Genomic DNA, 22831 nt, shown 5'->3' on the forward strand with positions numbered 1-22831 from the left:
CTGCAGGGGGGACCCTGTGGGAGAGTAGGACGCCGCCGAACAATCATTGTGGGAAAGCCCCGGAACACTGTTCCGGGGCTTTCCTGCGTTCCGGGTGTTTTCGATGTGATGCTTCTCGTGCTCGGCCGGCCACAGGACGTGGACGGCCGAGCATGCTGAGGCTGCTTACGCCTTCGTCGGCGTCACAGGCGACCGGCGGCCTTCAACGCGAGGTAGGCATCTGCCAGTGCGGGGGCGAGCTTTTTCGGTGTTGCGTCGACGACCGTGACCCCGTGGCGCTGGAGTTGTTCGGCCGTTCGCTGTCGCTGGATATGGGCCTGTGTGCCGGCTGCTGCCTCGTAGACGCCCTCTGCGCTCCCGCGCTTGGCGGTCATCTGCTCGACGTGCGGGTCGGCGACGGACGCGACCAGCACGGTGTGCCGACGAGTGAGCTGAGGAAGAACCGGCAGCAGCCCCTCCTCGATCGGAGTGGCATCGAGGCTGGTCAAGAGGACGACGAGTGACCCGCGGGGAGCGTTCTGGAGTGCGGCGGCGCTGAGCCCGCGGGCGTCGGTTTCGACGAGTTCCGGTTCCAGCGGCGCGAACGCGTTGACCATGGCGGGAAGGATGTCACCGGCCGAGCGGCCTTGAACTTGAGCACGTACCCGTCGGTCATAGGCCAGCAGGCCGACTCGGTCGCCGGCGCGTGAGGCAAGCGCGCTGAGGAGCAGCGCCGCGTCCATGGCGGCGTCCAGTCGCGGGACGTCACCGACCCGGCCTGCCGATGTCCGGCCGGTGTCGAGGACCACGAGAATGTGCCGGTCCCGCTCCGGCCGCCAGGTGCGGACAGCGACGGTGGTCCTGCGGGCGGTGGCACGCCAGTCGATCGAGCGGGTGTCGTCTCCGGGGACGTAGTCGCGGAGGCTGTCGAACTCTGTGCCCTGCCCGCGGATCAGGGTGCTGGTCCGGCCGTCGAGTTCGCGGAGCCTGGCCAGTCGCGAGGGCAGGTGCTTGCGGCTGGTGAAGGGGGGCAGCACGCGTACGGTCCAGGGGACGTGGTGGTTGCCCTGGCGGGCGGCGAGGCCGAGCGGTCCGTAGGAGCGCACGGTGAGGCGCTCGGAGTGCCGGTCGCCTCGACGGGTGGGAGTGAGCAGCGTCGTGACGCGCCGGCGCTCTCCTGCGGGCACGTTCAGGCGGTGTCTGGAGGCGGACTGCTCGGTCCCGGGAGCCCAACTGCTCGGGGGCCATGCGTCCCGAAGCTGGGCGCGGAGGGGGCGGCCGGACGGATTGGTGAGGGTCAGCTCGATCTGAGCCGTGTCACCGAGTCGAACAGACGTGTCACCGGATCGGGTGAAACGGAGCGTCCGCACTGGCGCGGCGAGGGCGTAGTCGCACAAGATTGCGAGTGAGAGGGGCGCGTTGATGGCGAGCATCCCCGTCCAGCTGGGGGCGAGGATGCCGACGGGGAGAGAGCCAAGCGCCGCGAGAAGCGCCGTCCGTCCGGTGAGGGCCATGACCAGCCTCAGCGGGGGACGGGGACGTGGGCGAGGATGGCAGTGATGACGGAGTCGGGGGTGACTCCTTCCATCTCTGCTTCGGGGCGCAGCTGGATCCGATGACGCAGGGTGGGCAGGGCCAGAGCCTTCACGTCGTCCGGGATGACGTAGTCCCGGCCCGTGAGCCAGGCCCAGGCGCGGGCGGTGGAGAGCAGGGCTGTCGCACCGCGAGGTGAGGCGCCCAGGGTGAGCGACGGGGATTCGCGGGTGGCGCGGCAGATGTCGACGACATAGCCCGCGATCTCGGCCGAAACCGAGACCTTGGCGACGGCGGCCCGGGCCGCCGCCAGGTCTGCGGCGCCGGCTACGGGGCGGACGCCCGCGGCAGCGAGGTCGCGCGGGTTGAAGCCCTCGGCGTGACGCGTGAGGACATTGATCTCGTCCTCGCGTGAGGGGAGGGGGACGGTGAGCTTGAGGAGGAAGCGGTCGAGCTGTGCCTCGGGGAGCGGGTAGGTGCCCTCGTACTCGACGGGGTTCTGCGTAGCGGCGACGAGAAAGGGCTCGGGGAGGGGGCGCGGTGTGCCGTCGACCGTCACCTGGCGCTCTTCCATCGCTTCCAGCAGTGACGACTGCGTCTTGGGAGGGGTGCGGTTGATCTCGTCGGCCAGAAGGAGGTTGGTGAACACCGGGCCTTGCTGGAAGGAGAACTCTGAGGTGTGCGTGTCGTAGACCAGGGAGCCGGTGACGTCGCTGGGCATCAGGTCGGGGGTGAACTGGACGCGCTTGGTGTCGAGTTCGAGGGAGGCGGCAAGTGCGCGGACCAGCAAGGTCTTGGCGACTCCGGGGACTCCTTCGAGCAGGACGTGGCCGCGGCAGAGCAGAGCCACGACGAGACCGGTGACAGCAGGGTCCTGGCCGACCACCGCCTTGGCGATCTCGGTGCGCAGGGCCTCCAGGGAGGTGCGGGCGCGGTCCGAGTTCTCGGCTGTCTCGGGGGTCGGGGCGCTCATGAGGTGCGTACCTCTCTTTCGAGGGCGTCGAGTTGGTCGGCCAGGTGAACAAGGCTGGGGTCGTCGGCCGGGGCGGGGCCGAAGAGCAGGTCGCGGATGTCCCGGGCGGTGTCGGGCAGTTGGGCGGAGACCGCAGGGATCAGGGCGTCGGGGGAGTGCGCTTCGGCAGGCGGCAGACCGAGGAGCGGGGCGAGGCGGGCCCGGGTGGCGGAGCGCAGCGAGGCGGCGGCGCGGTCGCGGGCGTTGACCTTGCGGTAGAGGCGGGCGCGGCCCTCGGTGGCCTCTGAGGCGCGGATGGCGACCGGCAGGCGCTCGGTGACCAGCGGGCCGAGGCGGCGTGCACGCCAGATGGCGGCGAGGACGGCTGCGAGCGCGAGTTGGAGCGTGCCCCAGAGCCAGCCGGACGGGATGAGGTCCAGGAAGGCGCTTTCACTCTCGGCACCTTCTTCGCCGCCGTCCCGCTCTTGACCGCTGTCTACGGCGGAGGGGTCGCTGAGCGACGGCATGTACCAGACCAGTTCGGGCCGTGCCCCGAGGAGTTGAAGCGCGAGGGAGGCGTTGCCGTGTTTGTCGAGACGGTCGTTGTAGAGGATGTCCGGGGCGCCGAGAAGGACGGTGTCACCGTCGGCCGCGGTGTCGACCCTGAGCAGGGACGGCAGTCCGTCGCTCGGGTAGCAGCTGTCGGCGCCAGGTGCGTCGGTGCTGTAACGCTCCCCGCCGAGCTCGGCGTTGCCCGCCCGGCGCGCGACCGGGTAGGTGCACTGCGGAGTCCGGGGCGCGACCCGTGCCGGGACGTCGGCACGGACGCCGGGAGCCAGCGTGTCGATGGAGGCGGAGCCTGCGGCAAGGAGCACTGTGCGCCCGCCGGAGGACGAGGTCGCCGAGTGGAGGGCCTCTTGCTGGCCGCTGGTCAACAGGTCGGGTTCGGTGACGAGGAGTGTGGTGCCAGGGCCGGCGGCTGCGCCTGCCGCGTCGAGTGTGGTGACGACCCGGACGGACACCCCGCGGTTCTTGAGGAGTTCGGCAACCGCGCGGCTGCCGTACTGGTCCGCGGAGCGTGGGTCGAGTCGGCCGTGGTGATCTCCCGAGCGCACGGCGGCCATGGCGATGCCCGCCGCGACGAGCAGGAGGATGACGACGAGGACTCCGCGAGCACGCGTCCACACCTGGCGCGCGGTGGGAGACATGGAGGTGGTGGCGGCCCCGGTCATTCGGCGGCTCCTTGGGCGGCCCCTGTCAGTTGGGGCTTGGCGCGCTCCAGTTCGAGGTCCAGGTCTCGCAGGAGTTCGTACGACTGCCGGTCCGCGCTACGGCCGCCATATGTGATGTCGTCGAACGCTCTGGCGGCTGCGCGGAGTTCATCGGCATGGGGCGGCAGGGAGCGGCCGGCTTCGGCGGCGGCCTCGTCGGCGGTGCGCCCGGGGCGCGGCGCGAGCAGGGCTCGCTCCTCCAGGGAGCGGACGATGGCGCGCATCCGCTCCTGGACGGCCTGGTTCCAGCGTGCGGCGGCGGCGTGTTCCTCGGCAGCGGTGCGGTGTTCGGCAGCGCTGCGGGGCCCGGCGTCGAAGAGGGAGTCCGCCGGGACGGGGGTGCGCTGGGGTGTGCCGAGACGCCACCACAGGGCTGCCGCCAGGGCGATGACGACGAGGAAGATGACGACCAGTCCGGCCGTTCCGCCGATGCCTGCACCGCCTGCGCCCTCGAAGAGACCGCCGACCCAGTCCCAGAACCTGTCCAGTGCCCGCTCGAGCAGGTTCGGATCGTCCTCGTGGTACATCGGATCGGACAGCTCGCGTTCCGCCGCCTCACGGGCGGGGACACGCGGAATGTCCACCGGTACGTCGTCGCTCGCTCGGATCAGCGACCCAGCTGCCGTTGCGCCCCCCGCACTCAGCACCGCATCAGCCCCCGGTGGAGTGGTTGCCGGGCGGCTCGGTTCCGTAGCCGGGGACGCCTGCGGCGCGGGCGAGCTCGAGGTCGAGTGCTTCGCGACGGATGCGCTGGTCGACGTAGAGAAGCGCGGTCACACCGGCCGAGATCGGGTACGTGATCGAGGAGGCGATCACGGAGCCGATGCCGGTGATGATCAGGAATGGCCAGCCGAACTCGGGGGAGTTGCCGCTGAAGAAGTCGCTGAGGCTGACGCCGTCCACGGCGAAGCCGATGATGGTGAAGGGGATGGCGATGACCATGCTGACCAGGAAAGCCAGCAGGACGGTCAGCAGGGTGATGCCGAAGACGCGCCACCAGGCGCCCTGTACCAGCTTGGCGGAGCGGCGCAGCGAGGCGATGACGCCCTGGCGTTCGAGTACGAGCGCGGGGGGCGCGAGTGCGAAGCGGATCATCAACCAGATGACGGCCACGATCGCGGCGATGCCGCCGATGATCGACAGGAGCACTCCGGCTCCGCCGATCAGCACGCCGGGCAGAATGCCCACGCACAGGACCAGCGCACTGCCCAGCGGCAGCAGCAGGATGAGGACGAGCAGGTGGGGCAGCCGGGGCCGGGCTTCCCGCCAGGCCTCGGGGAGCGTCACGGAACGGCCCAGGACGGAGCGGCTGATCACCACGGTGAGCAGGGCGGTGGTCAGGAGCGTGCCGATCAGCATGATGAGCAGCGCCGGGCCCATGGCGATCATGCTGGCCTGCAGGGACTCCACGGACTGCTGCAGAGCTTCCTCGGGGGTCGCGTCGGGGTTGACCTCGGGCGGTTCGGGCAACAGATAGCGCTCGACGAGGATGCTGGCGATCTGAGTGACGACGGAGACGCTGACCGTCACGGCCAGGACGGTGCGCCAGTGAGCTCGCAGTGTCGACACCGCGCCGTCGAGGATCTCGCCGACGCCGAGAGGGCGGAGAGGGATCACTCCGGGCTTGGCCGCAGCGGGCGGACGACCCCAGCCTCCCTGCGGCGCGCCGCCCCAGCCGGGGGCGGGAGGCCGCGGGACAGAACCGGATCCGCTCGGTGCGGACCACTGCCCGGGGGGCGGCTGCTCCTTGGACCACTTCGACGAAGGAGCGTCGGCGGGCTCGGCGGGATTCGGCACGCCGGCGTTCTGCCCGTTGGAGGGAGCCGATCCGGGCGAGGCCCAGCCCGGAGTGTCGTTCACGGTGGTCCACCTCATGGATTGGTCGCGGGGCCGGCTCGCCGAGCCGGCAGTTCACGGTGCCCTTCCGCCCGGCAGGGCGGTTGTGGCAGCCATCGTGCCACGCGGCGGCCGCCGGTGGGCGGGGGCATCGGTCACCTTCGCACCTTCATTGTCGGAGCCTCACCGTGCAGACTGGGCGGATGGCTGATCAGTACGCACAAAACCCTGCCGAGGCGGTGCCGCCGAAGCTTCCGGTACTGCGCTGGGACGAGCCGCCCGAAGGTCCTGTACTGGTGCTCCTCGACCAGACCCGGCTGCCGGTCGAGGAGGTGGAGCTGGTCTGCACCGATGTTCCGGCCCTCGTGCGGGCCATCCATAGCCTGGCGGTGCGCGGGGCGCCCCTGCTGGGGATCGCGGGCGCCTACGGTGTCGCCCTGGCGGCTGCCCGGGGCTATGACGTCGAGGAAGCGGTGGCGCTGCTCGAGAACGCGCGGCCCACCGCGGTGAACCTGGGGTACGGAGTGCGCCTGGCGGCCGCCGCGTACCGGACAGCAGTGGAAGCGGGTGCGGACGGCGAGCGGGCGGCGGCAGCGGCGCTCGCGTCGGCGCGGGGGCTGCACCGTGCGGACGCGGAGGCGAGCCGGCGAATGGCCGCGCACGGGCTGGCGCTGCTCGGGGAGCTGCTGCCCGGGGGCGGGCACCGGATCCTGACGCACTGCAACACCGGGGCACTGGTGTCCGGCGGGGAGGGCACGGCGTTCGCGGTCGCGTTGGCCGCGCACCGGGCCGGTGAGCTGCGCAGGCTGTGGGTGGACGAGACGAGGCCGCTTTTGCAGGGTGCGCGGCTCACGGCGTACGAGGCGGCGCGCAACGGTATGCCGTACAGCCTGTTGACGGACAGCGCCGCGGGCTCGCTGTTCACCGCGGGGGAGGTCGATGCGGTGCTGATCGGCGCGGACCGGATCGCTGCGGACGGATCGGTGGCCAACAAGGTCGGCAGTTATCCGCTCGCGGTGCTGGCCAAGTACCACCATGTGCCGTTCATCGTCGTGGCGCCGACCACCACGGTGGATCCGAGTACACCGGACGGTGCCTCGATCGAGGTGGAGCAGCGCTCCGGCAGCGAGGTGACGGAGGTCACATCCCCGCAGATAGGGGCGGCGGGGTCCGGAGCTGGTGGAGTGTCCGTAGCGCCGCTCGGAACTCAGGCGTACAACCCCGCGTTCGATGTCACGCCGCCCGATCTGGTCACGGCCGTCGTCACGGAGGAGGGTGTGGTGTCGCCGGTCACGAGGGCCGGCATCGCCGAGCTGTGTGCCAGGACACGCCAGGTAACGATTAGCTAATGGGATGATGTCGAATATGAAGGGACGAGTCCTTGTCGTCGACGACGACAACGCGCTGGCCGAGATGCTCGGGATTGTGCTGCGTGGAGAAGGTTTCGAGCCGTCGTTCGTAGCGGACGGTGACAAGGCACTTACCGCCTTCCGGGAGTGCAAGCCGGACCTGGTGCTGCTGGACCTGATGCTGCCCGGCAGGGACGGCATCGAGGTGTGCCGGCTCATCCGGGCGGAGTCCGGTGTGCCGATCGTGATGCTGACGGCCAAGAGCGACACGGTGGACGTGGTGGTGGGTCTCGAGTCCGGGGCCGACGACTACATCGTCAAGCCGTTCAAGCCGAAGGAGCTTGTCGCCCGTATCCGGGCGAGGCTGCGGAGGTCGGAGGATCCTGCTCCGGAGCAGCTGGCCATCGGTGACCTGGTGATCGACGTGGCGGGGCACTCCGTGAAGCGGGACGGTCAGTCGATAGCGCTGACGCCGCTGGAGTTCGACCTGCTGGTCGCGCTCGCGCGCAAGCCGTGGCAGGTGTTCACCCGCGAGGTGCTCCTCGAGCAGGTGTGGGGTTACCGGCATGCGGCGGACACCCGACTGGTCAACGTCCATGTGCAGCGGCTTCGCTCCAAGGTCGAGAAGGACCCGGAGCGGCCGGAGATCGTGGTGACCGTCCGGGGTGTCGGTTACAAGGCCGGGCCGAGCTGACATGTCCCTTGGCAGCGTTGCTCCGAAGCCCGGGGAGCCGGGAGTCCGTACGGGGCGGGCTGCCGGACCGGGGCGCAAGCCCGCGCGATTCGGCCGTCTGTTCCAGGGGTGCCTGCTGCTCCCGGAGGGGGCGGCATCCGGCGGGCCTGTGCCTCGGCTCGTGATGCGCTGGTTGCGCCGTCCACTGCTGCCCGCTGTCCGCCTGTGGCGGCGGAACATCCAGCTCCGCGTGGTCGTGACCACGCTGCTGATGTCGCTCGGTGTGGTTCTGCTCCTCGGTTTCGTCGTGATCGGGCAGGTGCGCAACGGTCTGCTCGACGCAAAGAGCAAGGCGGCGCAGAGCCAGGCGGCCGGCGGCTTCGCCGTCGCGCGGGAACAGGCCAGTGCGCCGGTCGACCCCGTGGGCCCGGACGGTGCGGCATCGGGCAGGAACGCCAATTCGTGGCGATCCGATCTCGTCGTGCAGCTCGCCAGCGGCGGCCAGGGCTCGTACAACGTGGTGGCTCTCAGCGCCGACTCCCAACAGGACGGGTCCGGGCGCGCGCCGCGTACGTCGGGTCTGGTGGACCCCGCGAGCATTCCGCAGGCGCTGCGGGACGCCGTGGGCCAGGGCTCGGGGACGTACGAGACGTACGTCAGCATCCGGTACTGGAACAACGCGTTCGACCCGGAGCCCGGGCTGGTCGTGGGCACCCGGCTGAACGACATCGAGGGGCAGCCGTACGAGCTGTACTACTTGTTCCCGCTGGCGCAGGAGGAGCAGTCGCTCAACCTCGTCCGGGGGACGCTCGCCACGGCCGGGCTGTTCGTCGTGGTCCTGCTGGGCGCCATCGCGTGGCTCGTCGTGCGCCAGATCGTCACACCCGTGCGCATGGCCGCGGGGATCGCCGAGCGGCTTGCCGCCGGGCGGCTCCAGGAGCGCATGAAGGTCACCGGTGAGGACGACATCGCCCGGCTCGGTGAGGCCTTCAACAAGATGGCGCAGAACCTTCAGCTGAAGATCCAGCAGCTCGAGGAGTTGTCCCGCATGCAGCGCCGCTTCGTGTCGGACGTGTCGCACGAGCTGCGGACGCCGCTCACGACCGTGCGCATGGCGGCCGATGTCATCCACGAGGCGCGCATCGACTTCGACCCGGTGACGGCCCGTTCCGCCGAGCTCCTCGGGGACCAGCTGGACCGTTTCGAGTCGCTGCTGTCCGACCTGCTGGAGATCAGCCGCTTCGACGCCGGAGCCGCGGCGCTGGAGGCGGAGCCGATAGACCTGCGCGAGGTGGTACGGCGGGTGATCGGCGGCGCCGAGCCGCTGGCCGAGCGCAAGGGCTCCCGGATACGGGTGGCCGGCGACGAGCAGCCGGTGGTGGCCGAGGCGGACGCCCGCCGGGTGGAGCGTGTGCTGCGCAATCTCGTGGTCAACGCCGTGGAGCACGGCGAGGGCCGGGACGTCGTGGTGCGCATGGCCGCCGCCGGCGGGGCCGTGGCAGTCGCCGTGCGGGACTACGGGGTCGGACTCAAGCCGGGCGAGGCGACCCGGGTGTTCAACCGGTTCTGGCGCGCCGATCCGGCGCGTGCCCGCACCACGGGCGGGACCGGTCTCGGTCTGTCGATCGCCGTCGAGGACGCCCGTCTTCACGGCGGCTGGCTGCAGGCCTGGGGGGAGCCGGGCGGCGGTTCGCAGTTCAGGCTGACCCTGCCACGTACAGCGGACGAGCCGCTGCGCGGTTCGCCGATCCCGCTCGAGCCCGAGGACTCGCGGCAGAACTGTGAGCGTGCGCGGTCCTCGGCGGAGGCACCGGTGAACGGGCACCGGCTGACGTCCGTGCCCGTGCAGTCGGGGGCGGAGTTCGCGCCGCTGCCCGGCCAGGTGCGTGGCGCGGCGCCGCGGGGCGTCGACCCGGCGGCGCTGCCGGGCAGTGGTGCCCGGGTGGTGGCGCGGCCGGCCGGGGAGCGGGTCGATGAGGCCACGGGCAAGGTTCCGACGGAGCAGGAGGACACGAGTCGTGGGCGCTGATCCCCGTCGTCAGGGGCGCGCGGGTGGGGCACGTGCGGTGGCGCTGCTCGGCGCGAGCGGAGTGCTGCTCGCCGGGTGCGCGTCGATGCCGGACAGTGGCGACGTGCACCCCGTGAAGGCGTCGCAGCGCGGCGATTCGCAGGTCCGGGTGTACGCCGTGCAGCCGCGCAAGGGCGCGACGCCCGACGAGATCGTCACGGGCTTCCTCGAAGCGATGACCAGTGACGACTCGAACTTCGCCACGGCCCGTTCGTACCTCACGCCGGAGACGTCGCAGAAGTGGCGGCCCGAGGCGAGTACGACGGTTCTGGAGGCCGCGCCCGTCCCCGGCATGCCGGTCCTCGGCGGCCGGGACAACCCGGGCATGAACTATCCGCTGTTCGGCCGCCAGATAGCCACGGTGGACTCCCAGCGCGCCTATCAGCCGGTGACGCCCGCGGACTACCGCAGGACCATTCACCTGTCGCAGCAGAGCGGTCCTGACGGCAAGGAGTGGCGGATCGACAGTCTGCCGCCCGGTCTGCTGCTCGGTGCGTCGGACTTCGAGCGCAACTACGTCTCGGTCAACAAGTACTACTTCGCCTCCGGGCGGAGCGTCATGGTGGCCGATCCCGTCTACATCCGGCAGCGGCAGGACCCGGTGACCCGGCAGGACCCGGTCACGCAGGCCGTCTCCGCGCTGCTGGAGGGCCCGACGAACTGGCTGAAGCCGGTGGTCGAGTCACGTTTCCCGACGGGCACGGCCCTGAAGAAGGGCACCAGGTCGCTGTCGTTCGACGACCGGAACGGACTGAAGGTCCCGCTGAACGGCAAGGCCTCCGGCGTGGGCAGGCCGCAGTGCACGAAGATGGCCGCGCAGATCCTCTTCACGCTCAAGGACCTGTCGTCCTCGCGTGCCGAGCAGGTGGAGCTGCTGCGGTCGGACGGCAGCCAGCTGTGCGTGCTCACCGCCGGCCAGGCCGAGGAGTACGCGCCGGACCACGGCTCGGGCACCCACGACAACCAGTACTTCGTCGACGAGAAGCACCGGCTGGCGCTGCTCGCGGCCGGGACCAAGGAGATCGGCGCGCCGCAGAACGTGCCGGGGCCGTTCGGCGACGGCACTCTGTCGATGAGCTCGGTGGCGGTCTCCCGTGACGAGCGCACGGCGGCGGCGGTCTCCCCCGACGGGAGCAAGCTGTACGTGGCGTCCATCGTCTCCGGTACGGAGCTGGGCGGTCCCTTGGTGACCAGCCGGGGCAAGGGCGGCAACCGTCTGTCCGCACCCAGCTGGGACGGCAGGGGAGACCTGTGGGTCGCGGACCGGGATGCCGCCGATCCGGCGCTGATGCGGGTGCCCGGTGGTGAGGAGACTCCTCAGGACGTCAAGATCGTGCCTGGTCTGGACGGCGCCCGGATCGAGGCGGTGAAGGTGTCGGCGGACGGTGTCCGCGTGGCGCTGCTGCTGACGAAGGACGGCAGGACCACGCTGAAGATCGGGCGCGTGGAGCGGCACGGCCCGAGCGACGCCCTCGCCGTGACCGTGACCGAACTGCGTCCGGCGGCTCCTCAGTTGGAGACGGTGACGGCGGTGTCCTGGGCGGGTCCCAGCCGGCTGGTCGTGGTCGGCAAGGAGTCCGGCGGTGTCCAGCAGGTGCGCTACATGCAGACCGACGGGTCCACGTCTCCCAACGCGATCCTGCCCGGCCTGAACCAGGTCAAGGCGGTCGCCGCGTCGGACGACGAGAGCAGGCCGCTGGTGGCGTATTCGGAGGAGGACGGCATCGTGCGTCTGCCGGCCGGCGCGAACTGGCAGACGGTGGTCGAGAAGGGGTCGTCACCCGTCTACCCCGGCTGACAGGGACCTTTCCCCGTCCGGTGGGCGGGTTCCGGTGCGTTGTCCACAGGGGTGGCCCCCGGGCGGGGACCTCGGCACAGTGGTTTTCCGTGCGGGGATGGTGGCGGGAGATCTCCGGTCTGGTGCTGCCGGTGGCCTGCGGCGGCTGCGGCAGGCCGCGTACCGAGCTGTGCGAGCGCTGCGCGGCCGCGTTGCACGGGAGGCCGGCACGGCGTGCGAGACCGGTGCCGGAGCCGGAGGGCCTGCCGGTGGTGCATGCCGCCGCCGCGTACACCGATGCCGTGCGGGCCGTGCTGCTCGCGCACAAGGAGCGGGGTGCGCTAGGGCTCTCCGGGCCGCTCGGCCGGGCCCTCGCCGGAGCGGTGCGGGCATCTGCCCGGCGGCCCCACGGCGCGGCGCACGGGGTGCTGCTGCTGGTGCCGGTGCCGTCCGCCCGCAGGGCGGTGCGGGCCCGCGGTCATGATCCGGCCCGCCGGATCGCGCTGGCGGCGGCGGCCGAGCTGCGGCGCACGGGGTGCCCCGCGCAGGTGCTGCCGGTACTGCGCCAGCACCGGCCGGTGGCCGATCAGGCGGGGCTGACCGCCCGCGAGAGGCTCGTCAATCTCTCGGGGGCACTGCGACTGCGGCAAGGGGCGGCGCGGCTGCTGAAGGGCGATACAGCAGTTCTAGTGGACGACGTCATGACGACCGGCGCTTCTTTGGTGGAGGCGGCGCGGGCACTGAGTGCCGTGGAGGAGGCGGCGGGTCCGGGATTCGTACGGCCGAGAGCTGCTGTCGTGGCGGTGCCACCGGTGTCCTTCGAATAAACCGGAACTGAAGAGGAACTCGCATCGTTGCAGGTAGTGAGAGGGCAAAAACGCCTGATCGGAGGTACCTTCAGGTATCGGGTGCCGACATCCGTCCGAGCGAGCTATGTTCGGTTGTGAGGAATGGCGATGCCCGAACCTCACCGAATGCGCTGCCGATTTCCCGGCCGGGGATTCGGGACAGGGACACCCTCGAAATTGGGTGGGGTGGGGATCTTGTCGACTGGGGAGGAGGAGGTGAAAGTCGCCAAGTCCGAGGCCCCGGTGATCACCGGAGCCTGGTGCAAGAGGGAGATGCTCCGCGGCCGGTGAGCCGTCGGAGCGATCCGGGAACGGAGTTCTGCGTGGACATCGTCGTCAAGGGCCGCAAGACCGAGGTGCCCGAGCGGTTCCGCAAGCACGTGGCCGAGAAGCTGAAGCTGGAGAAGATCCAGAAGCTCGACGGCAAGGTGATCAGCCTCGACGTCGAGGTGTCCAAGGAGCACAACCCGCGGCAGGCAGACCGTTCCGACCGCGTGGAGATCACGCTTCGCTCCCGCGGCCCGGTGATCCGGGCGGAGGCAGCTGCCGCCGACCCGTACGCAGCGCTCGACCTCGCCACCGGCAAGCTGGAGGCACGGCTTCGCAAGCAGCACGACAAGCGCCACACCCGGCGCGGCACCGGTCGGCTGTCGGCGGCAGAGGTGGCCGATGTGGTGCCCGGTGTCGCCGAGTTGAACGCCAATGGCAAGACTCTCGCCGAAGAGGCGACGGAATCCATTCCCACCACCAGGATCGGTTCGCTCGAAGTACAGGGCGAGGGACCGCTGGTGGTTCGCGAGAAGCTGCACACGGCAGCGCCGATGTCGCTCGACCAGGCTCTCTACGAGATGGAGCTGGTCGGCCATGACTTCTATCTTTTCGTCGACTCCGAGACGAAGCAGCCCAGTGTCGTCTACCGGCGGCATGCCTACGACTACGGCGTGATCCGCCTGGAGACCGACCCGCTGGCCGGTTCCGAGGCAGGTGGAGCCGGAGGTGCGCTGGGCGGCTGACCCCGGCGCGTACTGAGCCCCGTCAGCGATGAAGTGGTGCCCCTGGAGCGCCCTGTGCGCCCCCCAGGGGCACCCCCGTGCAACCACTGGATCACCGCTCTGTCGTCCGGGCATGAAAGCATGACGTGGCAAGCCAACGGATGTGCGTCGCACTGAGGTTGGCAGACCAGACATGATCTTCGGGCCACGGCCTTCAGGGGGAGGAACGATGGCGGACAGCTTCGGGCCGGTGCACAGCGAAGCGGGCGGCCGCCCCGCAGTCGTCGACACCGAGGCGGAGGAGTCGCGCGGCGCCCGCGCGGCCGAGCCGATCCGGGTGCTCGTGGTGGACGACCACGCGCTCTTCCGGCGAGGGCTGGAGATCGTCCTCAAGCAGGAGGAGGACATCCAGGTCGTGGGCGAGGCCGGCGACGGGGCCGAGGCGGTGGACAAGGCGGCCGACCTGCTGCCCGACATCGTGCTGATGGACGTGCGGATGCCCAAACGCGGCGGTATCGAGGCATGCACCTCCATCAAGGAGGTGGCCCCCAGCGCCAAGATCATCATGCTGACGATCAGCGACGAGGAGGCCGACCTCTACGACGCGATCAAGGCCGGCGCCACGGGCTATCTCCTCAAGGAGATCTCCACGGACGAGGTCGCGACCGCGATCCGCGCCGTCGCCGACGGCCAGTCGCAGATCAGTCCCTCCATGGCCTCCAAGCTGCTCACCGAGTTCAAGTCGATGATCCAGCGCACCGACGAGCGCAGGCTCGTGCCCGCCCCCCGGCTGACCGACCGGGAGCTGGAGGTGCTCAAGCTCGTCGCCACGGGGATGAACAACCGCGACATCGCCAAGGAGTTGTTCATCTCCGAGAACACCGTGAAGAACCACGTCCGCAACATTCTGGAGAAGCTGCAGCTCCACTCCCGGATGGAGGCCGTGGTGTACGCGATGCGGGAGAAGATCCTCGAGATCCGCTGAGACCGGCGGCGGTGCGGGGGCGCGTCAGCCCAGTGCCCGGACCAGATCCGCCGCGAGCTCGGGACGGTCGGCCTTCTCGACGCGGACGGCGTCGCACCCCACCCATTCGGCTGCCTCGCGCAGCGCCTGCGCCATCGGGGCGACCGCCTTGGCGCCTGCCAGGGACACCTGCCGGGCCACGAGCGTCCGGCCCTCGCGCGCCGGATCGACCCGGCCGAGGAGCCGCCCGCCCGCCAGCAGCGGCATCGCGAAGTATCCGTGGACGCGCTTCTGCTTGGGGACGTACGCCTCCAGGCGGTGGGTGAAGCCGAAGATGCGCTCGGTGCGCGCCCGCTCCCAGACGAGCGAGTCGAAGGGGGAGAGCAGCGTCGTCCGGTGCCGGCCGCGCGGCGGGGACGCGAGGGCCGCGGGATCGGCCCATGCGCGCTTGCCCCACCCCTCGACCGTGACCGGCACCAGACCGGAGTCCGCGACCACGGCGTCGAACTGCTCCCCCTTGAGACGGTGGTAGTCCGCGATGTCCGCGCGGGTGCCCACTCCCAGCGCCTGGCCGGCCAGGCGGACGAGGCGGCGCAGGCACTCCCTGTCATCCAGGTCGTCGTGCAGGACGGCGTCCGGGATCGCCCGTTCCGCGAGGTCGTACACGCGCTTCCAGCTGCGCCGCTCGGTGCACACCACCTCCCCGTACATCAGGGCACGCTCGACGGCGACCTTGGAGGCGGACCAGTCCCACCACTCGCCGCCGTTCTTCGCGCCGCCCAACTCGGTCGCGGTGAGCGGGCCTTCGGCGTGCAGCTGCTTGATCACCGCGTCGTACGCGCCGTCCGGCAGGTCGTGGTACCAGTGCGGGCGGGAGCGGTAGGCGCGGCGGCGGAAGGCGAAGTGCGGCCATTCCTCGACGGGGAGGATGCACGCGGCGTGCGACCAGTACTCGAAGCTGTGGCTCTCCGTCCAGTACGCATCCTCGACCGTCCTGCGGCCCACGGCGCCCAGACGTGCGTACGGGATGAGCTCGTGCGAGCGTGCCAGCACCGAGATCGTGTCCAGCTGCACCGCTCCGAGGTGGCGCAGCACGCCGCGGACGCCACCGCGCCGGTCCGGCGCGCCGAGGAGTCCCTGGGCGCGCAGCGCGATGCGGCGCGCCTCGTCGGCGGACAGGTCGATGACGGGCGGTGGCAACGTGGTCATGGTGGGCACCCTAGAGGCCGTCACTGACAACCGGCCGGGGGCCTGGGGTCACGCACTGGCGGGCAGATAGGGGTGGGCGCTCGTCAGGCCGAGATCGGAGGGCAGCAGGGAGCCGACCCACACGTCACGCAGCGTGCCCTTGTTGAGCAGGGCGGCGCGCAGCTCGCCCTCGATGCGGAATCCGGCCTTCTCGGCGACCGCGCGGGAGCCCTTGTTCCCCACCTCGGCCCGCCATTCCAGCCGGGTGGCGCCGAGCCGCATGAAGGCCCAGTGCGAGACGGCGGCGACGGACTCGGCCATCACCCCGCGCCCCCGGTGCTCCTTGCCGGTCCAGAAGCCGATCTCCCACGTGCCCGAGAAGGTACGCAGAGTGACCGCGACCGAAGCCATCAGCGGCCCGCCCTCGCGCGGCAGCACGGCGAAGGTGCACATGGTGCTGTTGCTCCAGCCGTCCGGGACCATGTGCTCCGTGAACTCGACGGCGTGCTGTCGTTCGTACGGCGACGGAACCGTCGTCCACCGCTGGATGTCCGGGTCCTGACAGGACTGGTAGACGGCCTCGGTGTCCGCGGCCGTGAAGGTACGCAGCAGCAGGCGCTCGGTGGTGAGTGTGATCGGCTCCATGCCGGGATTGTGGACACCTCCGCCGTCCGATGCGAGCACTTTTGGCCGCTCCCCGGCACCTTCGGAGCTTCCCGTGCGTTCTCCTGTAGGGCGGACGGCAGGCCCGCGTGGCGATGGACCTCCCGACGTGGCGGTGTCCTCGCTTACGATGGCCGATGCGGTGGGGACCACCTGCCGTGCCCGCGCCAGTGTCCGTCACACGACCCAGTGCCAGGCCCGACCGGCAAGGAGACCAGCCTCAGTGTCCGTCTTCAACAAGCTCATGCGTGCAGGCGAAGGCAAGATCCTGCGCAAACTGCACCGCATCGCGGACCAGGTCAACTCCATCGAAGAGGACTTCGTCAACCTCTCCGACGCCGAGTTGCGGGCGCTCACCGAGGAGTACAAGCAGCGCCACGCCGACGGCGAGAGCCTGGACGACCTGATGCCCGAGGCGTTCGCGACCGTCCGCGAGGCCGCCAAGCGCGTTCTCGGCCAGCGCCACTACGACGTCCAGATCATGGGCGGCGCCGCGCTCCACCTCGGGTACGTCGCGGAGATGAAGACCGGTGAGGGCAAGACCCTCGTCGGCACGCTCCCCGCGTATCTGAACGCGCTGTCGGGCAAGGGCGTCCACCTGATCACGGTCAACGACTACCTCGCCGAGCGCGACTCGGAGCTGATGGGCCGGGTGCACAAGTTCCTCGGCCTGACCGTCGGCTGCATCCTGGCGAACATGACGCCCGCGCAGCGCCGCGAACAGTACAACTGCGACATCACGTACGGGACGAACAACGAGTTCGGCTTCGACTACCTGCGCGACAACATGGCGTGGTCCAAGGACGAGCTGGTCCAGCGCGGACACAACTTCGCCTGTGTGGACGAGGTCGACTCGATCCTCGTCGACGAGGCCCGTACGCCGCTGATCATCTCCGGTCCCGCCGATCAGGCCACCAAGTGGTACGGCGATTTCGCCAAGCTTGTGACGCGTCTCACCAAGGGCGAGCCGGGCAACCCGCTCAAGGGCATCGAGGAGACCGGCGACTACGAGGTCGACGAGAAGAAGCGCACCGTCGCCATTCACGAGGCCGGCGTCGCCAAGGTCGAGGACTGGCTGGGCATCGACAACCTCTACGAGTCGGTCAACACCCCGCTCGTCGGTTACCTGAACAACGCCATCAAGGCCAAGGAACTGTTCAAGAAGGACAAGGACTACGTCGTCCTGGACGGCGAAGTCATGATCGTCGACGAGCACACCGGCCGTATCCTCGCCGGCCGCCGCTACAACGAGGGCATGCACCAGGCGATCGAGGCGAAGGAAGGGGTGGACATCAAGGACGAGAACCAGACCCTCGCCACGATCACCCTGCAGAACTTCTTCCGCCTGTACGACAAGCTCTCCGGCATGACCGGTACGGCCATGACCGAGGCCGCCGAGTTCCACCAGATCTACAAGCTCGGCGTCGTGCCGATCCCGACCAACAGGCCGATGATCCGCAAGGACCAGTCGGACCTGATCTACCGGACCGAGGTCGCCAAGTTCGCGGCCGTCGTGGACGACATCGCGGAGAAGCACGAGAAGGGGCAGCCGATCCTCGTCGGCACCACCTCGGTCGAGAAGTCCGAGTACCTCTCGCAGCAGCTCAACAAGCGCGGCATCCAGCACGAGGTGCTCAACGCGAAGCAGCACGACCGTGAGGCGACGATCGTCGCCCAGGCCGGCCGCCGCGGCGCCGTCACCGTCGCCACCAACATGGCCGGCCGTGGTACCGACATCAAGCTCGGCGGCAACCCGGACGACCTGGCGGAGGCGGAGCTGCGTCAGCGCGGGCTCGACCCGGTCGAGCACGTCGAGGAGTGGGCCGCGGCCCTGCCCGCCGCGCTGGAGCGCGCCGAGGCGGCCGTGAAGGCGGAGCACGACGAGGTCAAGGAGCTCGGCGGGCTGTACGTGCTGGGCACCGAGCGGCACGAGTCGCGCCGCATCGACAACCAGCTGCGTGGTCGGTCCGGCCGTCAGGGCGACCCGGGCGAGTCCCGGTTCTACCTGTCGCTGGGCGACGACCTGATGCGCCTGTTCAAGGCGCAGATGGTCGAGCGCGTCATGGCGATGGCGAACGTCCCCGACGACGTCCCGATCGAGAACAAGATGGTGACCCGGGCGATCGCCTCCGCGCAGTCCCAGGTCGAGCAGCAGAACTTCGAGACGCGCAAGAACGTCCTCAAGTACGACGAGGTGCTCAACCGTCAGCGCGAGGTCATCTACGGCGAGCGCCGGCGCGTCCTGGAGGGCGAGGACCTGCACGAGCAGGTGCGCCACTTCATGGACGACACCATCGACGACTACATCCGCCAGGAGACCGCCGAGGGCTTCGCGGAGGAGTGGGACCTCGACCGCCTGTGGACCGCGTTCAAGCAGCTCTACCCGGTGAAGATCACGATCGAGGAGCTGGAGGACGAGGCGGGCGACCGGGCGGGCATCACCGCGGAGTTCATCGCCGAGGCGATCAAGGAAGACATCCACGCGCAGTACGACGAGCGCGAGAAGCAGCTCGGCTCGGACATCATGCGTGAGCTGGAGCGTCGTGTGGTCCTCTCCGTGCTGGACCGCAAGTGGCGCGAGCACCTCTACGAGATGGACTACCTCCAGGAGGGCATCGGCCTGCGCGCGATGGCGCAGAAGGACCCGCTGGTCGAGTACCAGCGCGAGGGCTTCGACATGTTCACCGCGATGATGGAGGGCATCAAGGAGGAGTCCGTCGGCTACCTGTTCAACCTGGAGGTCCAGGTCGAGCAGCAGGTCGAGGAGGTTCCGGTGCAGGACGCCGCCGAGAAGACGTCGCTGGCCAAGGAGGACGCGGTGCCGGCGGGCGCGGCGCGCCCGGAGATCCGCGCGAAGGGCCTGGAGGCCCCGCAGCGTCCGGACCGCCTGCACTTCTCGGCGCCGACGGTGGACGGCGAGGGCGGCGTTGTCGAAGGCGACTTCGAGAACGACGGCGGGCCGCGGTCGGAGACGGACGGCATGACCCGCGCGGAGCGCCGGAAGGCGGCGAAGGGCGGCGGTCGCCGCCGTAAGAAGTAACGGGGCGGGTTGATCGATCCGGGGCCGGGACACCGAGGGGTGTCCGGCCCCGGTGTCGTGTGGGGGCCCGCGGGGCCGGGCTTGGCTGCCTTTTGGACGGGGCCTCCTACCTCGTGCGCCCAGGTGACGTTCTGGCCCCGTGGAGGCCGGCTGGGGGCCCTCGGACCGGCGGATCCGGGAGGTGGGTCCTCCGGCCCGTGGCAGCCCGCTGCGTGGACGCGAGTTGGAGCGTCGCCCTCTGGCGCGAGGCCTTCGTCAGCGCCGCCCGGTCGGCCCGGGCCGACCGGGTCTGCGCTCCCGCTGGCTGCGGGTACCGCCACAGGGCCGACCAGCGCCCATGTCGACCCCGACGGGTCGCGCCCGCGCCACGCCCAGCGGGGCTGCTCCTGCGCCGCACCGGGGCGGAGTGGCATCTCCAGCAGGTTGCACCGCGCGCCGCGCCTGGAGAGCCAGCCCGGCGGCGGGCTGCAGCCTCGTCCCAGGGCGCGGCCTACAACTGCGCCGCGCCGTAGGGCGGCTGGCACCCGCGCCACCCGGCCAAGTGGGCCGCGTGCCGCGGACGCCCCTGCTGCCTTCGGCGGCAGGCACGGTCCCCCAGTGCGCCTCCGCCGTGTCCACCAGGGCGGAGGTGGCCGTCGCCGACGGGCCGCGGTCGCCCAGCCGTCCCTGCGGGCGGGCTGCTTCCGTGTCCACCCGCGGCCGCCGCATGCCGCGGACGCGTGCCCGCGCCTCCAGCGGTGGGCACGCGGCCATGGTCGCTGCGTCGGCACGGGCGTGCGCCCGTGTCGGCCTATGGCCTCACTGGGTCGGGCCGCCGCGCCCACCCAGGGTGGAGCGGCGGCCCGACCCGACGGGTCGCGGCCGCACCCGCTCCACCCGGCCCGGTGGCCACGTGCCCCGGACGTGCGCCTGCGCTTCCAGCGGCGGGCAGGCGGCCCGGAGCCGGTTGGCTGCGCCGGCACGCGCGTGCGTTCGCGTCGGCCTTGTGGCCTGGGTGGGCGGGCCGCCCGTGCCCACCGGGGTGGAGGCGGCCGCACTGACGTGCCGCGCCTGCCCCAGTGCCACCGGCGGCTGGAGCCGGTCGGCTGCGCCGGCACGCGGGCCGCGCCCGTCGCCCAGCCCGCCCGGGTCAGGCGCGGCCCTCCGTCGTGTTGCGTTCGCCGCCCAGTTCCACCGCTGCGCAGCGCCAGCGGCGGTCCGAGCCCTGTTCCAGGCGGAACGCCATCGCGCTGACCCGGTCGCCCGAGCCGATGCGGGCGAACGCCTCGATCACGCCCGGGCCCGGGTGGAACTCGCCGCAGTGGCGGACGACCGGCATCACCCGGTCCGCCGGGCGCAGCGGCGCTCCCGGGGCCAGGTGGACCAGTTGCTCGTACGCCTCGCCGATCGTGTGCCCGAGCATCCAGTGCACCGGGCGCTGGCCGCTCAGGACCGCCAGCAGGCGGTCGGCGAACCAGTAGTGCGGTTTGTGCTGCCTGCCTCGTGCGCGGGTCAGCGCCGTGGCCGCCGCCGCGGCGGGCCTTCGCTGGTCGCGTCGGCCCGCGGGCCGGGTCCTGTCCATGCAGATCGCCCCCGATGTGCCTGGTTCCCAAGGGGATACCGGGAAGTAGCTTCGACGGGGAACTTGTACGGCGCGCCAGGACCGGCTGCAACAACCCCGGCCCTCCTGTCGGCTGCCGGGGAAGGATCACCTATCAGGGTGGACCGGCCCATGGCACGCCTGCGCGCACGCCGTGCCGAAAGTGCGCGCGGTGGACGCCCTGAGAGGCGCGGGCGGACCCCCGAAGGGGGACGTCGCACGTATCCTGAGGGCGCATTTCCGACTACGAAAGCGGCCAGCCATGCGCGTCTACGTCCCCCTGACCCTTCCCGGTCTCGCAGAGGCGCACAAGACGGGCGAGCTCGGCCCCGGCCCGCTGTCCGCGTACGCGGTCACCCCGGGCCTGCGCGAGTGGTACGTGTCCGACGACATCGAGGAGCTGGAGTATGCGGCGCTCAGCCGTGCCGCCGCCGCCTCCCTGCGCCTGCTGGCCGGCGCCCCCGACGCCCCCCGCCGCCGCGTCGTCGTCGCCGTCGACGTGCGCGACCAGGACGCGGTCGCCGATCCCGACCAGGTCCTCGACGCGAGCGCGCTCGGGGAGGTCCGTGTCGCCGCCGCCGTGCCCATGTCCAAGGCCGCGGCCGTCCACGTCGACGCCGACGACGCCGTGGCCGACGTGACCGCGGCGGTGGACGCGCTCGGCGCCGCCGACCACGGGGACGACGACGCCCGGTTCACCGTCGACGGCGCCGAGGACCACGAGCTGCTCTGGTACGGCGTGCAGGAGATCCCGAACATCGTCGGCTGAGACGAGGCCGGAGCCCCGTTGTCGTACCCGGCCGGTACCGTTTCCCGGCATGGGGACTTCGGGGCACCACAGCGCCCACCTGGTGTGGGACTGGAACGGCACACTGCTCGACGACATCGCCGCGGTCATCGAGGCGACCAATGCCGCCTTCGCGGAGACAGGGCTCGAGCAGATCACGCTCGAGCGCTACCGCGAGCTGTACTGCGTGCCCGTTCCGCGCTTCTACGAGCGGCTGATGGGCCGGCTGCCCACGGACGCGGAGTGGCTCGTCATGGACGCCGCCTTCCACAAGCACTACTGGGCGAGGGCCGACGCGTGCGGTCTGGCGGCGGGCGCTGCCGAGCTGCTCGCGGGACGGCAGCAGTCCGGGCTGACCCAGTCGCTGCTGTCCCTGGCCCCGCACGAGCATCTGATACCGATCGTGCGCCGGCACGGCATCGAGGAGCGGTTCGTCCGGGTGGACGGGCGCGTCGGCGCCTCGACCACGGGCAAGGCGGAGCACATGGTGCGCCATCTGGCCGCCCTGGAGGGCGTGACGCCGGACCGCGTCGTGGTCATCGGTGACGCGGTGGACGACGCCGTGGCGGCGGGCCACGTCGGGGCGAAGGCCGTGCTCTACACGGGCGGATCGCACAGCAGGGGCAGTCTGAAGAAGGCGGGGGTGCCGGTGGTGGACTCGCTGCACGAGGCCGTGGCCGTGGCGGAGGATCTCGTGACCGCGGCGTAGCCGCCCGACCGGGGCCGGGCGGCGGCGTACGCCCGCCGGTCAGTCCCGCGTGACGGGCGCCTTCTCGCGCAGCACTTCGAGGAACGCGCGCATCCAGGCCGGGTGGTCCGGCCATGCCCGCGACGAGACGAGGGTGCCGTCGACGACGGCCTCCGAGTCCTTGAACGACGCTCCGGCCGCCTGCATGTCGAGTTCCAGAGCGGGGTATGCGGTCACGCGGCGGCCCTCCACGCCGCCGATCGCCGCCGTGAGCAGGGGACCGTGACAGATCTGCGCCACGGGCTTGTCCGCGTCGAAGAAGGCCTTGAGAATCTTGCGCAGCTCGGCGTCGTTGCGCAGGTACTCCGGGGCGCGCCCGCCGGGGATGACGACGGCGGCGTACGCCCCGGTGTCGACCTCGGAGAAGGCCAGATCGGCGGGCCAGGTGTAGCCCGGCTTCTCGGTGTAGGTGTCGAAGCCCGGCTCGAAGTCGTGCACGACGAACTGGAGCTTCTTGCGGGTGGGGGCCGCGATGTGCACCTCGTACCCCTCCTCCAGCAGCCGCTGGTAGGGGTAGAGGACTTCGAGCGACTCGGCGGCGTCCCCGGTGACGATGAGGATCTTCGTGGTCATGGCTGCTCCCG

The 22831-nt window shown here is 70.9% G+C and carries 19 protein-coding genes; 10 read left to right on the forward strand and 9 right to left on the reverse strand.

Going from position 1 to position 22831, the window contains the following annotated elements:
* Positions 1–182 precede the first annotated feature (182 nt).
* From ACWD0A_RS23925 to ACWD0A_RS23945, 5 genes are read right to left on the reverse strand one after another with little or no spacing between them, the layout of a single operon-like run.
* A complete protein-coding gene (locus ACWD0A_RS23925) occupies positions 183–1493 on the reverse strand; it encodes a DUF58 domain-containing protein (protein ID WP_451301192.1) in 1311 nt (436 codons plus the stop codon).
* Between the two features lie 8 nt (positions 1494–1501).
* The gene (locus tag ACWD0A_RS23930) at positions 1502–2485 is read right to left on the reverse strand and encodes an AAA family ATPase (protein WP_451301194.1); all 984 of its coding nucleotides are present in this window, start codon (positions 2483–2485) and stop codon (positions 1502–1504) included.
* A complete protein-coding gene (locus ACWD0A_RS23935; RefSeq protein WP_451301196.1) occupies positions 2482–3696 on the reverse strand; it encodes a DUF4350 domain-containing protein in 1215 nt (404 codons plus the stop codon). The genes ACWD0A_RS23930 and ACWD0A_RS23935 overlap by 4 nt, the downstream gene beginning before the upstream one ends.
* The gene (locus ACWD0A_RS23940; RefSeq protein WP_451301198.1) at positions 3693–4382 is read right to left on the reverse strand and encodes a DUF4129 domain-containing protein; all 690 of its coding nucleotides are present in this window, start codon (positions 4380–4382) and stop codon (positions 3693–3695) included. Before ACWD0A_RS23940 ends, ACWD0A_RS23935 begins: the two co-directional genes overlap by 4 nt.
* A 4-nt stretch (positions 4383–4386) precedes the next feature.
* Entirely contained in the window at positions 4387–5595 is a 1209-nt protein-coding gene (locus tag ACWD0A_RS23945; protein WP_451301200.1) for a glycerophosphoryl diester phosphodiesterase membrane domain-containing protein, read from the reverse strand.
* 179 nt (positions 5596–5774) lie between these two features.
* On the opposite strand from ACWD0A_RS23945, the gene mtnA reads away from it, so the two are divergent.
* The 7 genes from mtnA (at position 5775) to ACWD0A_RS23980 (ending at position 14263) form a co-directional block, all read left to right on the forward strand.
* The gene (gene mtnA / locus ACWD0A_RS23950) at positions 5775–6920 is read left to right on the forward strand and encodes an S-methyl-5-thioribose-1-phosphate isomerase (protein ID WP_451301202.1); all 1146 of its coding nucleotides are present in this window, start codon (positions 5775–5777) and stop codon (positions 6918–6920) included.
* Positions 6921–6924: 4 nt separating this feature from the next.
* Complete coding sequence (gene mtrA, locus ACWD0A_RS23955) at positions 6925–7614, forward strand: two-component system response regulator MtrA (protein WP_451301204.1); 690 nt, start codon at positions 6925–6927, stop codon at positions 7612–7614.
* Position 7615: 1 nt separating this feature from the next.
* Entirely contained in the window at positions 7616–9622 is a 2007-nt protein-coding gene (mtrB, locus tag ACWD0A_RS23960; RefSeq protein ID WP_451301206.1) for an MtrAB system histidine kinase MtrB, read from the forward strand.
* Positions 9612–11459, forward strand: a complete 1848-nt coding sequence (locus tag ACWD0A_RS23965; RefSeq protein WP_451301208.1) for an LpqB family beta-propeller domain-containing protein — start codon at positions 9612–9614, stop codon at positions 11457–11459. The genes mtrB and ACWD0A_RS23965 overlap by 11 nt, the downstream gene beginning before the upstream one ends.
* A gap of 89 nt (positions 11460–11548) precedes the next feature.
* Complete coding sequence (locus ACWD0A_RS23970; RefSeq protein WP_451301210.1) at positions 11549–12265, forward strand: ComF family protein; 717 nt, start codon at positions 11549–11551, stop codon at positions 12263–12265.
* Positions 12266–12609: 344 nt separating this feature from the next.
* On the forward strand, positions 12610–13299 hold the full coding sequence (gene hpf, locus ACWD0A_RS23975) for a ribosome hibernation-promoting factor, HPF/YfiA family (protein ID WP_177153255.1): 690 nt from the start codon (positions 12610–12612) through the stop codon (positions 13297–13299).
* Between the two features lie 208 nt (positions 13300–13507).
* Positions 13508–14263 carry a response regulator gene (locus ACWD0A_RS23980; RefSeq protein ID WP_451301213.1) on the forward strand — a complete coding sequence of 252 codons (756 nt, stop codon included), beginning with the start codon at positions 13508–13510 and terminating at the stop codon, positions 14261–14263.
* A gap of 24 nt (positions 14264–14287) precedes the next feature.
* Here ACWD0A_RS23980 and ACWD0A_RS23985 read toward each other — a convergent pair whose 3' ends face one another.
* Positions 14288–15451 carry a winged helix-turn-helix domain-containing protein gene (locus tag ACWD0A_RS23985; RefSeq protein WP_451301215.1) on the reverse strand — a complete coding sequence of 388 codons (1164 nt, stop codon included), beginning with the start codon at positions 15449–15451 and terminating at the stop codon, positions 14288–14290.
* A gap of 48 nt (positions 15452–15499) precedes the next feature.
* Positions 15500–16075 (reverse strand): GNAT family N-acetyltransferase, encoded by a 576-nt coding sequence (locus ACWD0A_RS23990; RefSeq protein WP_451301217.1) that lies wholly within the window; start codon positions 16073–16075, stop codon positions 15500–15502.
* Between the two features lie 241 nt (positions 16076–16316).
* Between ACWD0A_RS23990 and secA the strand changes: the two genes are divergently transcribed.
* The gene (gene secA / locus ACWD0A_RS23995; protein ID WP_451301219.1) at positions 16317–19133 is read left to right on the forward strand and encodes a preprotein translocase subunit SecA; all 2817 of its coding nucleotides are present in this window, start codon (positions 16317–16319) and stop codon (positions 19131–19133) included.
* Between the two features lie 1129 nt (positions 19134–20262).
* Here secA and ACWD0A_RS24000 read toward each other — a convergent pair.
* Positions 20263–20694, reverse strand: a complete 432-nt coding sequence (locus tag ACWD0A_RS24000) for an Rv3235 family protein (protein ID WP_451301221.1) — start codon at positions 20692–20694, stop codon at positions 20263–20265.
* A 280-nt stretch (positions 20695–20974) separates the two neighbouring features.
* On the opposite strand from ACWD0A_RS24000, the gene ACWD0A_RS24005 reads away from it, so the two are divergent.
* Together ACWD0A_RS24005 and ACWD0A_RS24010 are read left to right on the forward strand one after the other, a co-directional pair.
* Positions 20975–21481 carry a DUF6912 family protein gene (locus tag ACWD0A_RS24005; RefSeq protein ID WP_451301223.1) on the forward strand — a complete coding sequence of 169 codons (507 nt, stop codon included), beginning with the start codon at positions 20975–20977 and terminating at the stop codon, positions 21479–21481.
* 49 nt (positions 21482–21530) lie between these two features.
* The gene (locus ACWD0A_RS24010) at positions 21531–22208 is read left to right on the forward strand and encodes an HAD family hydrolase (protein WP_451301225.1); all 678 of its coding nucleotides are present in this window, start codon (positions 21531–21533) and stop codon (positions 22206–22208) included.
* A gap of 39 nt (positions 22209–22247) precedes the next feature.
* On the opposite strand, the gene ACWD0A_RS24015 is transcribed toward ACWD0A_RS24010, so the two are convergent.
* Positions 22248–22820, reverse strand: a complete 573-nt coding sequence (locus ACWD0A_RS24015; protein WP_177153247.1) for a DJ-1/PfpI family protein — start codon at positions 22818–22820, stop codon at positions 22248–22250.
* Between the last annotated feature and the right edge of the window lie 11 nt (positions 22821–22831).

This window comes from Streptomyces sp. NPDC002867 (assembly GCF_053591895.1).